Below are 13,356 nucleotides of genomic sequence, written 5' to 3' on the forward strand. Positions count from 1 at the left end.
AAATATGGAAAAAAATCGAAATGCGCTGAAGGTTGCAGTTGTTGCAGTCCTTACTGCTGTCGTCGTTGTCTTTACAATGGTTGTGCGAATCCCCACGGCAAAAGGATACCTTAACCTCTGCGATGTAGCGATCTGCTTTATTGCATTTACCTTCGGCCCCTGGTCTGCCTTCATCGCAGCGGGGTTGGGCACTGCCTTGGCCGACCTCTTCAGCGGATATGCCCAGTGGGCTCCCATCTCCTTTGTGGTCCACGGCCTTGAGGGATTGCTTGTCGCCATGATCGTCCGCCAAAAGGGAAGTGTCACCATCTCCCCGATAGTCAAGCTTCTTGCCGGCCTGGTCTGCATGGCGACAGTATCCTTGGGCTACTTTGCCCTGTCGGCATACTTCATCAGCGGCTTCTCGGTTGCAGCGGCAGAAATCCCCTGGAACCTTGTGCAGAGCGGGGTTGGGGTTGTCCTTGGTCTTGCCTTGGCGGCAGCGGTGAAGCGTGCCTACCCACCAGTACGTTCTCTTGCTTGGTAGCATCAGAAAATAGTTTTCGCTATACTTTCCCCATACCCAGAACCTTAGGAGCGTTTCATGCAAAAGTTCTCCCACGATACCATCGTCGTACTCGACTTTGGTGCCCAATATAGTCAGCTCATCGCAAGACGGGTGCGCGAGATGAACGTCTATTCCCAAATAGTCCCCTATACCACCAGCGTGGAGGAGCTTGAGCAGATGCAGCCCAAGGGCATCATCTTCTCTGGCGGGCCTGCAAGTGTGGGTACCCCAAACTCACCCAGACCCGATGAGGGGATCTACTCGTTGGGAATCCCCATCCTAGGCATCTGCTACGGGCTGCAGGTCATGAGTGTGCAGAACGGTGGGTCTGTCCAACGTCCTGACAAACGTGAATATGGCTTTGCCGACCTTGAGGTCCTTGATGGAGACTCCTTGCTGCTCAAGGGTGTCTCCAAGCGCAGCAAGCTTTGGATGAGCCATGGGGACTCCGTCTCCTCCCTGCCTCCAGGCTTCAGGCATACGGGCCGGACCACCAACTGTGAGTTCACCGTCCTGGAAAACGATGCGAAGCGTTTCTATGGGGTGCAGTTCCACCCTGAGGTGGTACACACCTCTGAGGGAAAGGCTTTCCTCTCCAATTTCGTGCTGGGTATCTGCAATGCCAAGCCCGATTGGAACATGGGCTCCTTTGTGGCGACTGCCATTGAGGATATCCGCAAGAAGGTTGGCGACAGGCAGGTACTCTGCGGACTCTCCGGTGGAGTTGACTCAGCTGTTGCTGCTGTCTTGATCCACCAGGCCATCGGGGACCAGCTGGTCTGTGTCTTTGTCAACAATGGCCTGTTGCGCAAGGGCGAGGCGGAGAAGGTGCTGCAGGTCTTCAGGGACAACTATAAGATACGGTTGCAGTACGCTGATGCCCAGGATGATTTCCTCTCTGCCTTGGCAGGGGTCACGGAACCTGAGGCGAAGCGCAAGATCATCGGCAAGGTCTTCATCGACACCTTCTACAAGGCGGCACGGAGTGCCGGGGAGATCTCCTTCCTTGCACAGGGCACCCTCTATCCTGATGTCATCGAGAGCAAGAGCCCCTCAGGTGGGCCTTCGGCAACCATCAAGAGCCATCATAACGTGGGAGGTCTTCCCGAAGACCTGAAGTGGGACCTGCTAGAGCCCTTGCGGGAACTGTTCAAGGATGAGGTCCGTGAGCTCGGGCGCGAGCTCGGCTTGCCTGAGGACATGGTGAACCGCCACCCCTTCCCAGGTCCTGGCCTTGGAGTACGCTGTGTAGGCGAGGTTACCAAGAAACGTCTTGATACCCTTCGTGATGTGGATGCAATCTTCATCGAGGAGATCCGAAGCGCAGGGCTGTATGATGATATCTGGCAGGCTCTTGCCTGTCTGCTTCCTGTCAAGAGTGTCGGGGTGCAGGGCGATGAGAGGACCTACGAAGAGGTCTGCTCGTTGCGTGCCGTTACCAGTGAGGATGCAATGACAGCCGACTGGTACCGCTTTCCTCCCGATGTCCTCCAGCGTGCAGCAAGCAGGATCTGCAATGAGGTCAGTGGGGTAAACCGGGTGCTCTATGACATCACGAGCAAGCCTCCAGGGACCATTGAGTGGGAGTGATGAGGCTCCTCTAGAAAGAGAAAAAGTGCAATAGAGACTACCCTGGGGAAGGTGAACTTTCCCAGGGTAGTCTTGTATGGAGGTGAGGCAACTCTAGCTTGCCTCAAAGAAACTGATTCTGGTCAAAGGGCGCGTGTTCCTTATGCCTGGTTTTTGGCCAGGGCGTAGAGGGGGAGTATCCGTCTCTTGTACACCTTGGAGAAGAAGATCAAGGTAAGTGCAAGCGAGGAGGTCTCTGCGAGGATGAAAGAATACCAGATGGCATCGAGGCCGAAGAAGTGGCCTAGCAGATAGGCGATGGGAATCAGCAGGATTATCTGACGCGTGATGGAGATGATCATGCTGATGTATCCGTCCCCCACTGCCTGGAAGAGGGCGGCGATGGTGATGCAGATACCTGCGCTGATAAAGCAGAGGCTTATCCTGGGCAAGGCAACCTTGCCTATGGCCAGCATCTCGGCAGAGGCATTGAACCAGGAGAGCAGGACCTCTGGGATGAGCATGAAGACAAGGAATCCCAGGGACATGATAATAAGGGATACTACCAATCCAACCTTGATGGTTGTGGTCATCCGCTTGGGCCTTTGGGCTCCATAGTTATAGGCAATGACAGGGATCATGCCGCTGCTGAGTCCGAATATGGGCATGAATACAAAGGACTGCAACCGGAAATATACCCCGAACACAGAGACTGCCGCGGTTCCGAAGGATATGAGCAGCTTGTTGAGGCTGGTGGTCATTACCGTCCCTATGGCCTGCATGATGATGGTAGGCAGTCCTACTGCATAGATATCCAGGACAGTGCGCTTCTCAAGCTTGAAGTATTTGACACTGATCCGGACCTCCTTGTTTTTCCTTACATAGTAGATGGCCAAGGCTGCACTCACATGCTGGCCTATTACGGTTGCAATGGCTGCACCAAGGACTCCCATTGAGGGAAGACCGAAGAGGCCGAAGATGAGGATGGGGTCCAGTATGATGTTTACGATCGCCCCGGTGCTCTGGATGATCATCGGGTGGACAGTGTCCCCTGTCGCCTGGAGGATACGTTCGCACGTGATGTCGATGAAGATGGCCAGGGAGAAGAAGAGGCAGATGGAGACATACTGGGTTCCCATCCGTAGGAGTTCTGGGTCGTCGGTGAAGAATCCAAAGAATATTTTGGAGAAGAACAGGCCTATGATGGCAAAGAGGATCCAGCTGAAGAAGGAGAGGACCAGTCCGTTGTTGGCCGCCTTTTCCGCGCCTTCAAAATCCTTTGCCCCCAATTTCCTGGCAAGGAGGGAGTTTACCCCCAATGAGGTCCCCACTGCCACTGCGATGAGCAGGTTCTGCATGGGAAAGGCCAAGGAGACTGCGGTAAGGGCCACTTCGCTGTACTGTGCGAGGAAGATGCTGTCGACAACATTATAGAGAGCCTGGACCATCATGCTGATCATGATGGGAAAGGACATGGAAAGTACTAAGGTGGGTATGGGCTTGATGCCCATCTTATTTTCTTGAATCGGGTGCACTATGGTTCCTTTATCCGAAGAGTTTCGGCAAGACAGTAGTACCATGTACGCCCTCTAATGTAAAGGAAGGGATCCAAAAGCTCCCCTCCTTAGCAAATCCGGAACAGGTGCTAGTACTTGTCTGAGAAGGCTTCACACTCTTGTTTGCCCAGTTCTTCGTCGACCCTGGACAAGAGGATCCCCCCTGTCGCAAAGAGCAGGATGAGGCTTAGGATGCCAAACCGGTTGTTCCCTGTCATAATGGTTACGATGCCCATCAACAGAGGTCCTATGATGGCTGCAAACTTTCCCAACATGTTGAAGAAGCCAAAGAATTGGGCTGATTTCTCCTTGGGGATAAGGCGGGTATAGTAGGAGCGGGAGAGGGCCTGTATGCCCCCCTGGAAGAGTCCTATGCAGATGGCCAACAGGTAGAAGTGTATGGGCTTGGACATGAAGAATCCCATAAGGGCGATGAGGGCATAGGCTGTGATGGCTACCTGCAAGGCCCTCTTGATGCCAATCTTCTTGCCGAACCAGCTGTATGCCAAGGCTGAGGGAAAGGCTACGAACTGGGTTATGAGCAGGGCAATGATGAGCGATTCGCTGGGGAAGTCCAAGGCTGTCCCATAGTTGACGGCCATCCTGATGATGGTGTCCACGCCGTCGATGTAGAGCCAGTAGGAGATGAGGAAGAGCGAGAGTGTCTTCAGTTCCCGAATGTTCCGTACGGTGCTGATAGTCTCAGAGAGCCCACGCCTTATCGCCTTGCCGATAGGCAGGGTCTCCTCGGACTTCTTCTCCTTGACAAAGATGATCAGGGGGATGGTGAAGAGTATCCACCAGATGCCTACCGATATGAAGCTCACCTTGATGGCAGAGCCTGCATCAGCGAGGCCAAAGCGCTCGGGAAAGAGGAACATCAGCACATTGACCAGGAAGAGCAGCCCCCCTCCTATATAGCCGAGGCTGTAGCCCAAGGAGGAGACGAAGTCCACCTTCTTTTCCGAGGCCACATGGGGCAGCAGAGCGTCATAGAAGGAGTTCCCCCCACTGAAGCCTATGGTTCCCAGGGTATAGAAGAGGACGGCAAGCTGCCAGTTGCCCTTCTGGACAAACCAGAGGCTGGCTGTGAGGATGGAACCCAGGATCGCAAAGAACACCAACAGTCGTTTCTTGTAGCTACCATAGTCTGCGATGGCTCCCACAAAGGGTGCGAAGAGGGCGATGATGAGCGCTCCGATGGAGTTTGCCAGACCCAGGTAGAAGGTCCCCTGTTGTGCACTAGCACCCACGGCCCAGTATGAGGTGAAGAATACTGGGAAGAAGCCTGCCATGACGGTTGTGGCGAAGGCACTGTTGGCCCAGTCATAGAGGGCCCATGAGAAGATGGAGCGCTTGGAATCTAGCATTGCGTATCCCCTTTGCATCAGAGTACCAGCAAAAGGGTGAACTGTCATGAAAGATTTGCGAGAAATGTGTCGATGGGGTGTGGGTTTCGCTTCTCTTGCACAACTGATGGCCGTTCAATACAATAGGAAAATATTAATGTTAAGATGTCGGGAGGTCTCCCCCTATGATAGTATGTAAATTTGGCGGAAGCTCTGTTGCAGATGCCCAACAGATACGGAAGGTCAAGCAGATTGTAGATGCTGACCCACAACGGCAGGTAGTTGTTGTTTCTGCACCCGGCAAGAGGTCCAAGGATGATGAGAAGGTCACCGACATGCTCTATGCGTGCAACGCCATGGTCCAGCAAGGCTCTTCATGCAAGGACCTGTTCAAGAAGGTTGCCCTGAGATATACAACCATCCTCTCCGACCTTGGAATGCAGGCAAAGCCCTTCCTTCCCGTGTTGGAGGAGGTCAGGCAGATGATCGACGCCGGCCACGGTGCCGAATATGCAGCAAGTAGGGGTGAGTATCTAGCTGCCAGGATGGTGGCAACCTTCTTTGGCTGGGAGTTCCTTGATACCGACCCAGAGATTGTGATTAACCATGACGGGACGGTAAACCCCGAGACCTGGAACAACCTGAAGAGAGCACTCAAGCCCAAGACCAAATATGTGGTTCCTGGTTTTTATGGCTGCGACCCAGAGGGCAAGGTGAAGACCTTCAGCCGTGGGGGGTCGGACATAACAGGAGCGATTCTCTCCAGTGCTGCCAAGGCGGATACCTATGAGAACTGGACCGATGTATCGGGCGTCTTCTCCGTTGACCCAAGACTGGTTCCCGAGGCAAAAGTCATCAAGCAGATGACCTACCGTGAGGTGCGTGAGCTTGCTGGAGTAGGGGCAGGGGTTTTCCATGAGGAAGCCATAGCACCCATCCTTGCCTCAGGCATCACCATCAATGTTAAGAATACCAATGCCCCCATGGATGACGGTACCTTCATCCTTCCCACCAGGGAGAAAGGTGAGCATCCTCTGGTAGGCGTCTCTGCCAAGAGTGGCTTCAGCCGTCTCTCCCTGAGAAAACTGATGCTTTTCAAGAAATCAGGAATCAGGCATGCACTCTTGACCATGCTGCATATCTTTGGTATTCGTCCTACCTTCTCCTTGTTCGGTGTCGACAGCATCATCTGGTTCTTTGAGACCACCCAGGCAAGTGACAGCGTAATCAATGCAATGTGCAGCAGGCTCAAGAGTGAATTTGAACTCGAGGAGGTTTCTGTCGACCATGGGCACGCCATAGTAGGAATCATTGGTTCTGGTGTCATGCAAGACAGCTCTGTCATTGCAAAAAGTACTACTGCCTTGGCAGAGGACAAGATTGCCTTGAACTTCTTCAACTATGGATCTTCGGATACCTCAATTCTCATCGGGGTGAATGCAACCCAGGCACAGGATGCAGTCAAGAGTCTCTATAGGGCCCTATTCTAGAAACCTATTCCCAAACCTGTTATCCGAAAGGATTGGATAACAGGTTGATTGCATTGTTCCGAAAATGGAATGATAGTTTTAACCATACCTTTCGCTTGTTTGTTTCTGCCGTATTTCGTATCTTAGTGTTGTGCCTACCCTGTGTAGGTCAGCATATTCATCAATACACTATATTCTGAGGGTACATTTGTGGTAATTCCTGAGTCAATCACCTTGGCTTTGCTCATATTCGTAGCAAGGGTCTTTGATGTTTCCCTGGGTACGTTCCGGCATGCAATGATCATACGCTCCAAGCGTGGGATTGCATTCTTCATCGCCTTTACCGAGTCTCTCATCTGGGTATTTGCCGTTTCCAAGGTCATAACCAACCTTACCGAACCGGTGACAGCCCTGGCATTCGCCCTGGGTTTTGCTACGGGAACCTTTGTCGGCATCACCATGGAGAGCTTCTTCAAGATAGGGGAGCAGGTGGTGAAGGTCTTTAGTGTGAAGGGGAAAGAGGTTGCCGTTAAGCTTCGTAGTGAAGGGTTTAGGGTAACCGAGTTCTCGGGCAAAGGACGTGATGGGGAAGTGGTCCTGTTGTTTGTCCAGGTACGGAGAAAGGATACCAAGAACATCCTGAAGCTTGCTAGGGAGATTGACAAGTCCTGTTTCCTAGTGGTTGAGGATATCAAGTGGGTCGATAGCGCAATCCTGTAACTGTTCGGGAGAGAAGAGAGCCAAAGGCAAAAAAGAACCGGTCCATGCAAATGGACCGGCACTTTTTTAGGCAGCAGTTATTTTACCGGCTTGATGACCTGTTCGGTATCAAGGTCGAAGAACTTTGCTTTTGCCATGTCGGGGATCAGGTTAATCTTGGTATCTACCTTCGGTGTTACGTTCGGGTCGATCTTTCCAATGACCTGGCTCTTGGAAGTGGCTACGTAGACGTGGGTCTCGGAACCAAGGGGTTCAACAACACTTACACGGCCATCGATTGTCTCACCATCCTTGGTGATATGGCTGAATTCCACATCCTCAGGGCGGATACCGAAGGTAACGCTCTTGCCGACATAGGGTGTCAGCATCTTCTTCTGCTCAGGGGTTACCTTCAAGCGGAAGGTGCCCTCATTGGCATAGATGTCGTTGCCATCAGCTTCGATAGCGGTAACAAGGAAGTTCATGGGTGGGGAACCGATGAATCCTGCGACGAACTTGTTCTGGGGGTCGTTATACAACGGCAAGGGTCCACCGATCTGCTGGATGACGCCGAACTTCATGACGACAATGACGTCAGCCATGGTCAAGGCCTCGACCTGGTCGTGGGTAACATAGATCATCGTTGCCTTCAGGCGGCTGTGCAGGGAGGAGATCTCGGCACGCATCTGGACACGGAGTTTGGCATCGAGGTTGGAAAGGGGTTCGTCAAAGAGGAATACCTTTGGCTTACGGACAATTGCACGACCTACTGCAACACGCTGTCTCTGTCCACCGGAGAGGGCCTTGGGTTTTCTTTCAAGGAGTTCTTCGATTTCAAGGATCTTTGCAGCTTCACGAACGCGCTGGTCAATCTCTTCCTTGGGGAACTTGCGGATCTTGAGTCCGAATGCCATGTTATCGTAGACTGTCATGTGGGGATAGAGAGCATAGTTCTGGAATACCATTGCGATGTCTCTGTCTTTCGGGGGAACGTCGTTGACAAGCTTGTCGTCAATGTAGAGCTCTCCGCTGGTGATGTCTTCCAAACCGGCGATCATACGAAGTGTCGTGGACTTTCCACAACCTGAAGGTCCTACCAAGACTACGAAGTCCCGGTCCTTGATGTCGATGTTTACGTTATCGACAGCTTTGACGTTACCGTCATACACCTTACAGATGTTTTTCAGTTGTACTGTGGCCATAATGCCTCCAATTTATTTTATCTATTGATTACTCTACTTCAGCAGGTTGTATCTGTCAAATCTTATTTAGAAATTCTTTTTTTACAAAAAAGACAAATATCTATAATAGAAGGAAATACTGAAAACGATAGCGAGGAGTTAGCAAAGAATCTCCTTGCGGTTTCCCTCTTTCCTTTCTCACTGGCCACAAAATACCAGAGCGGTGCTTTTCCTTGGACTCCTGGGTAGGTCACAATACTAGGAATTGTTATTTACACTTTTCCCTTTCTTTGGTACTATCCTACGTACGCGCTAGTAGCACAACGGTTAGTGCTCGTGCTTCCCAAGCATGAGACGAGGGTTCGATTCCCTTCTAGCGCTCGATAGGCCCACAATCCTCAGGATCGTGGGCTTTTTTTCTTGGGAGATGATAAGAGGCCAGGTGCATCTGCTCCTGGCCTCCGTTGCTCTAATCAGGAAAATCTTACTTGAAGCAGACAATAGCCTTCGGTTCCAGGACACGGAAGGTGAAGGACTCTGTTGCAAACAAGGTCAGCTCCTTGGTGTCATGGGATTCGTAGCCGAGTGCGAAGTCCTGCCCGATGGTCAGCTCAAGATGTTCGCTGTCATAGGGGACAAGGATTGCCCCGTCGATCGAGGTTGCGAGCACTACCTTGCTTCCCAGCATCTGCTCGACCCGCTCAATGAGTGGCATGCCATGGCCTTCCTTGTGGAGGGCGATCCAGGCATCGACTCCTACGACCAGGGAGTAGGGGCCGTTGATATGGTCCTTGCCCAGCGTCATGACAGCCTTGGTGAGTGAGGTGAGTATGTCGTTGTTATTGTCGCCAAAGGCAAGAGCCTTGTGTGCCGAGGACTCTTTCAGCCCCTTGATGGCACCTGCAGCATAACTGTTGTAGATGGCATTCTCCTCAAAGAGTGCCAGTTTCTCCACTGCTGCATCGAGGCTATCAAAATCAATGTCCTTGGCCCCTCGGGCAAGGTTGTCCACTTCCCAGCGGTTGAGGCTAAAGCGTACCCTGGCTTCAATAAGTGGCTTGACAGTGTAGACGCCTGCCTTTACATCGCCATCATCGCAGAGGGTGAGCCTCCCTTCATTGACAGAGGTAAAATCGAGTCCTTTGGGACCTTGTACATTCACTACCTTGCGGGCAGTAAGACGGGAGAGCAGTACTTCCTTTGCCCTCTTTTCTATTTCGCTCCAGCCTTCAGCTGTAAGCGGTGCCAAATCACGTTTAAACATATCCATTAAGAAATCCTCCTATGTGTATGCCTTAGTTCTTCAAATTGCCGATGGTCATTGTTGATGCAGGGCCTTTTGGGGCAACTGCTGCTGTTGCTTTGTCTTCAACTTCCAGAAGGGAGCCTTCGGAAAAGAGGTAGGTTCTCATATCCTCGTCAAAGCCTTCCATATTCCTGCGGAGCCACTCAAAGGCCATCACAGCATGTTCAATCTCTTCATCGCGGTTATGGGCCATGACATCCTTGAGTTCCTGGTCTTGGGTGGTGCTGACGCGCTGGTTGTACCAGTCGATCGCCTCAAGTTCCTCCCGTAGGCTGGTTATAGCCCGTGAGATATCTCTTGTTTTCTCATCAAGTGCATCATACGGTTCAGAATAAGCCATTGTATCCTCCTGAAGAAAATCATTCTTGCCTCTAATAATACTCATGGAATAGAAATAAAGAAAGGGTGGATCCAAGCCAAGAATGAAGAATGGAATAGGGTCTTCACAATCGGAGGAGATTCCACGCATGGAAAGGGAAATTTGACAAGCTTGTCCAAAGCTCGTTTGAAGGGTGAATGAACCCTATGTCTTGTCCTTTTCCCTCCCTGTCTGATTGAGATTTCTGTATTGATTGTGTATTTTCTTCATCTAAGGATAAGGAACATTTGTAAATTCCCATCAATGCAATTGTCTTGTTTGCAAATGCATATGAAATATTAGTATTTCATTTATCACTACTGATTGACCGGTTTACTTTGCTATTCGTAAGGTTTATACTGTCCTAAATGATACTAAATCCTTACTGATTAGTTACACAAAATGTTTTATACTTATATCGTACTTGCTCCTGATCTTGCACTTTTGGAGGAGACCCATGGCTTTGAAATTTAAGACAGTGCTCACGCAACTGCAGATGAAAATCATTTCTGGCGAGTGGAGCGAAGGGTTTAAGATGCCGACTGAAATGGAACTGTGCGGACAGTTTGGTGTTTCCCGGGTGACCATACGCAGAGCCCTTGAGGAGCTTGTATCCAGTGGATATATAAACCGCACCAGGGGGCGTGGTTCCTTTGTCCTGTTCAACAGGACAGCCGTTAAGCTTGGCTATCCCCAGATGCCTTTCTCCTCAACAAACACTGCCTTTAAGGGGAAGTATAGGATACTGCTCAAGGAGAAGCTTTTTGCAAATCTGGCCGACAAGCAGTTGATCGACGTGGAGGACGCTGAGTCCGACAACCAGCTGTGGCATGTGAAGAGCCTGCATATGGTTGAGAACAAGCCGACGGTCCTAAGCGACTACTACATTGCGGGAAGGTTCGGGGAACCCTTGATGACGATGGAAGATGAGAGCGATACTTCGATCTTTGAAATCATCAGCAACTATTATGGGCAGACCTGTCATTTTGTGAAGGGTAAGGTAGCGGCCATCTCTCCCAACGATGAGATATGCAAGCAATTGCAGCTGGACCCACACTCTGCAAACCTCTGGTGCAGGGGGATGTGTATCCTCGATGACGGGACTGTGGTAGGACGCTGCACAAAGATTTTCGATGGGCTCGTCTATGAATTCTCCATCGAATGAATAGGTGCATCCTCTTCCTTTACCTGTAAGACATTATTTCACTAGGATTTGCTCTTTGCCTCCAAATTGCTTGCTGGTGGACAAGCTTTCTCATTTTGTGTCTCAAACATGGGTTGAATGTGCTGGTTTATAGGGTTTGAACCTCTTTTTTGATTGTGTTTTGCTGACATTTCAGTTATAAATGTTAAATACAGATACAAGAGAAACCAAACCTTCGCATTCGGAGTCTATAGCCATGCAGAGAACAATCATTGCAATGTTGCACAGTGCAGCAGAAAAATACGGGAACCGAGCATACACCAACACAAGGACAGAAGAGGGATGGACGCCTTGCTCCTATATCCAGGCCGACGGCCTTTCCGACTCTGTGGCAGCTTATCTTCTGGCTGCAGGGTTCAAGCCTGAACAGACTGTTGGGATCCTTAGTGAGGGGAAAGGCTCGTGGGTAACCTGCGAGTTGGGTGTCATCAAGGCCAGGGGCATCAGTGTGCCACTCTCCATCAAGCTTACCCCGGAGGAGATTGCCTTCAGGGTAAACCATAGCGAGGCGTATGCCCTTGCTGTAAGCAGCAACACCCTTGCCAATACGGTGAAGGCCCTCCCTTTCTTCGACCATAAAGTGCTGTTCATCTATCTCGATGAAATGGACGAAAGGCTGAAGACGCAGGCTGCAGAGGCTAACTGGAAGGAAGGGGAGGACTACATCACCTGGAGCGGGATGCTCCAGGGGGGTGAGAAGGCCTTGAAGAAGGACCCAGAGCTCGTCAAGAATACGGAAAAGCAGGTTGATGAGAATGACACCATCAACATCTGCTACACCAGCGGAACAACCGGCAACCCCAAAGGTATCATGCTGACACATCTGAACTACTGGACCAACACCCACGATGCAGTGGAGCTGTTCAAGCTGCCTGATGGAGTGTTCGAGACCTTGATAGTCCTGCCTGTGGACCACTCGTTCGCCCACACAGTTGGTATCTACACCTCGTTGATCAGGGGCATTACCCTACACTTTGTAGACTCTCGGGGGGCCAACGTCTCCATCATCCGTAACTTCCCCAAGAATCTGGTGGAACTGAAGCCGCACTTCATCATGACCGTCCCCTCAATCACGGGCAACTTCATGAAGAAGATGACCCAGGGCATTCACCAGAAGGGTGCTTTTATCGAAGGTATTTTCAATCGTGGTCTCAACGCCGGAATCCTCCGCAATGGGGATGGCTTTCATAGGCCCGGCAAGTGGGTGCAGATCAAGACCTGGCTGCCGTATACCCTTGCAAACAAGCTGGTGTTTCCAAAGCTCAGGGAGATATTCGGGGACAGGATGAACTACTGTGTAGGTGGTGGTGCCCTCCTGGAAGCAAAGCAGCAGAAGTTCTTTGCAGCCATCGGAATTCCTGTATTCCAGGGCTATGGTCTTACCGAGGCGGCTCCCATCATCAGCAGCAACTCCCCCTTGCGGTATAAGTTCGGTACCAGCGGTATGGTCGCAGGTTCTGAGAAGTGCAGGATCATGGTGGACGATACTACCGAGGCCAAGGTTGGCCAGAAGGGTGAGATCGTCATCAAGGGCGACAATGTGATGAAGGGGTACTTCAAGAACCCCCAGGCATCGGCTGAAGCCCTCCGTGATGGCTGGTTGTGGACTGGCGACCTCGGTTACTTTGATGAGGATGGTTTCCTGGTAGTTACCGGTAGGGCGAAGGCCCTGCTTATCGCAAAGGATGGCGAGAAGTACAGCCCCGAGGAAGTGGAAGAGGTCATGGTCAACAACCTTCCGATCCTGAACCAGCTCATGGTGTACAACGACCATCAGGTGATAACTACCGCATTGGTAACCTTGCAGGAAGACGTTGCCTCAAAGATAATCGAGGAGAAAGGGTGCAAGGATGCTGAATCAGCACTCAAGGCCCTCGAAGAGAATCTTAGGTCATATGAAAAATTCGCGACGGCTATTCCCAATGTATGGCTTCCTGCCCGTTTTGCGATTATAGAGAAGGCTTTCAGCGAAGCTGATGGGCTTGTCAACTCCACCATGAAGCTTGTTCGCTACAAGACCGTTGAATACTATAAGGAACGGATTGAGGTGATGTATGCTGGGGAAGCAGAGAATCGTGAAGCGAATTTGAAAGCTGTAAAGGAATTGTTTTTTTAGAC

The 13,356-nt window shown here is 51.2% G+C and carries 11 protein-coding genes and 1 tRNA gene; 7 read left to right on the forward strand and 5 right to left on the reverse strand.

Translation table 11 applies throughout. The annotated features are described in order from the left end of the window. Positions 1–4: 4 nt before the first annotated feature. Positions 5–526, forward strand: a complete 522-nt coding sequence (locus ROJ03_RS05250; RefSeq protein ID WP_313725949.1) for an ECF transporter S component — start codon at positions 5–7, stop codon at positions 524–526. Positions 527–583: 57 nt separating this feature from the next. Further along, positions 584–2,137: a glutamine-hydrolyzing GMP synthase gene (gene guaA, locus ROJ03_RS05255; protein ID WP_313725950.1), complete on the forward strand. Its 1,554-nt coding sequence runs from the start codon at positions 584–586 to the stop codon at positions 2,135–2,137. Positions 2,138–2,277: 140 nt separating this feature from the next. Here the strand turns inward: guaA and ROJ03_RS05260 are convergent, their stop codons facing one another. Beyond that, entirely contained in the window at positions 2,278–3,651 is a 1,374-nt protein-coding gene (locus ROJ03_RS05260; protein ID WP_313725951.1) for an MATE family efflux transporter, read from the reverse strand. Positions 3,652–3,761: 110 nt separating this feature from the next. Then, positions 3,762–5,042 (reverse strand): MFS transporter, encoded by a 1,281-nt coding sequence (locus tag ROJ03_RS05265; protein WP_313725952.1) that lies wholly within the window; start codon positions 5,040–5,042, stop codon positions 3,762–3,764. Between the two features lie 164 nt (positions 5,043–5,206). On the opposite strand from ROJ03_RS05265, the gene ROJ03_RS05270 reads away from it, so the two are divergent. Both ROJ03_RS05270 and ROJ03_RS05275 read left to right on the forward strand, forming a co-directional pair. Beyond that, positions 5,207–6,511, forward strand: coding sequence for an aspartate kinase (locus ROJ03_RS05270; RefSeq protein ID WP_313725953.1), 1,305 nt, complete (start codon positions 5,207–5,209; stop codon positions 6,509–6,511). Between the two features lie 189 nt (positions 6,512–6,700). Continuing rightward, entirely contained in the window at positions 6,701–7,210 is a 510-nt protein-coding gene (locus ROJ03_RS05275) for a DUF2179 domain-containing protein (RefSeq protein ID WP_313725954.1), read from the forward strand. Positions 7,211–7,287: 77 nt separating this feature from the next. Here ROJ03_RS05275 and ROJ03_RS05280 read toward each other — a convergent pair whose 3' ends face one another. Beyond that, the gene (locus ROJ03_RS05280; RefSeq protein ID WP_313725955.1) at positions 7,288–8,391 is read right to left on the reverse strand and encodes a sn-glycerol-3-phosphate ABC transporter ATP-binding protein UgpC; all 1,104 of its coding nucleotides are present in this window, start codon (positions 8,389–8,391) and stop codon (positions 7,288–7,290) included. A gap of 288 nt (positions 8,392–8,679) precedes the next feature. Here ROJ03_RS05280 and ROJ03_RS05285 point away from each other — a divergent pair. Further along, positions 8,680–8,751, forward strand: a tRNA-Gly gene (locus ROJ03_RS05285). 103 nt (positions 8,752–8,854) lie between these two features. Here the strand turns inward: ROJ03_RS05285 and ROJ03_RS05290 are convergent. After that, positions 8,855–9,634, reverse strand: coding sequence for a family 1 encapsulin nanocompartment shell protein (locus tag ROJ03_RS05290; protein WP_313725956.1), 780 nt, complete (start codon positions 9,632–9,634; stop codon positions 8,855–8,857). Positions 9,635–9,665: 31 nt separating this feature from the next. Next, positions 9,666–10,016 carry a ferritin-like domain-containing protein gene (locus ROJ03_RS05295; protein WP_313725957.1) on the reverse strand — a complete coding sequence of 117 codons (351 nt, stop codon included), beginning with the start codon at positions 10,014–10,016 and terminating at the stop codon, positions 9,666–9,668. Positions 10,017–10,491: 475 nt separating this feature from the next. Here ROJ03_RS05295 and ROJ03_RS05300 point away from each other — a divergent pair, with 475 nt between their 5' ends. Then, complete coding sequence (locus ROJ03_RS05300) at positions 10,492–11,199, forward strand: GntR family transcriptional regulator (protein WP_313725958.1); 708 nt, start codon at positions 10,492–10,494, stop codon at positions 11,197–11,199. 235 nt (positions 11,200–11,434) lie between these two features. Then, the gene (locus ROJ03_RS05305; RefSeq protein WP_313725959.1) at positions 11,435–13,354 is read left to right on the forward strand and encodes an AMP-binding protein; all 1,920 of its coding nucleotides are present in this window, start codon (positions 11,435–11,437) and stop codon (positions 13,352–13,354) included. The last annotated feature ends 2 nt before the right edge of the window (positions 13,355–13,356 follow it).

The organism is Sphaerochaeta sp. PS (genome assembly GCF_032144095.1).
Lineage (GTDB): Bacteria > Spirochaetota > Spirochaetia > Sphaerochaetales > Sphaerochaetaceae > Sphaerochaeta.